This is a genomic window from Arthrobacter sp. E3 (assembly GCF_017353415.1).
Classification (GTDB): Bacteria; Actinomycetota; Actinomycetes; order Actinomycetales; family Micrococcaceae; genus Specibacter.
In genome coordinates this window covers 1-832 of sequence record NZ_JAFMPX010000093.1, presented here as the reverse complement: position 1 = coordinate 832, position 832 = coordinate 1, and the positions used below count along the sequence as shown (strand labels likewise).

Below are 832 nucleotides of genomic sequence, written 5' to 3'. Positions count from 1 at the left end.
TACTGCTTGTAACGTAGCGTGCTCGTAGCTAGATTACAGTTTTATTTAGCACCCGTTCTGCAGGAACGAGTCACATAAGCAAAGCTCCAGGCGTCCGTCCTTCAGTCCAAGTTGTTGCTTAAACTACTGCATCGCGATCTTCCTAGCAAGCTGCTGCTGCTCCTTCTCGAACCTCATGGTGACACTGTCCCCTCCCTCGCCTAGTACAATCTGGCCATTCAGGTTGTTGATACCCACTTCAGCGCAAGGACACTGTTTCGGCTGGCTGCAGGTGCATACCGATAGCTTGTATGACCCTTCTTTTTCTTCTTCGGCCCTCCTCACCTCGAACCACCTCCTCCGGATGTCGTTACTGTTTGGATCCTGTGCGGCGACGATTGGTGTGAAATCGGCATTGGAATTTTCTTTGCCCGTTGTCCACCTGCCCGGTAGCTTGCAAGGGTGGTTCCATTGTGCAATGAAATTGAAGGCGTAGCGGCCACCCTCCCTCATGGTGTTATCTTCAGACATATCAGTGCCTGAAGTGAAGTGTACCAACTCGGCTTGGCGGCGGCTGGTTGACCCGACGTACTTCTCACACTGGCTCTGTTTGTTTTGGACTAGACCAAGCATGCCGTTCTGGCTGTTGGATGCGGTGTATTTGATCATATAGTTGTGGCCTATGCGGACATGCTTGCCGTTGGTGTCTAGCACGGCTTCTCCCTGCTTATCGCAGAGAGCAGCTGCGGAGCTTAAGAAGGTTCCTGAGAGGAGGACGGCGAAGACAAGGAGATAGTTGTAGCTGAATGTTGCCATGGTGAACTGGTGAGTTTATTGCTCTTGCTTGTATGGC

The 832-nt window shown here is 51.7% G+C and carries 1 protein-coding gene; it reads right to left on the bottom strand.

The features are described 5' to 3' along the window. Window positions 1–123 precede the first annotated feature (123 nt). On the bottom strand, window positions 124–795 hold the full coding sequence (locus JMA46_RS16775) for a Kunitz family serine protease inhibitor (protein WP_207346486.1): 672 nt from the start codon (window positions 793–795) through the stop codon (window positions 124–126). Window positions 796–832: the final 37 nt, after the last annotated feature.

Coding starts and splice junctions, on each gene's coding strand:
- JMA46_RS16775 (WP_207346486.1), bottom strand. CDS start 795: ATGGCAACATTCAGCTACAACTATCTCCTTGTCTTCGCCGTCCTCCTC.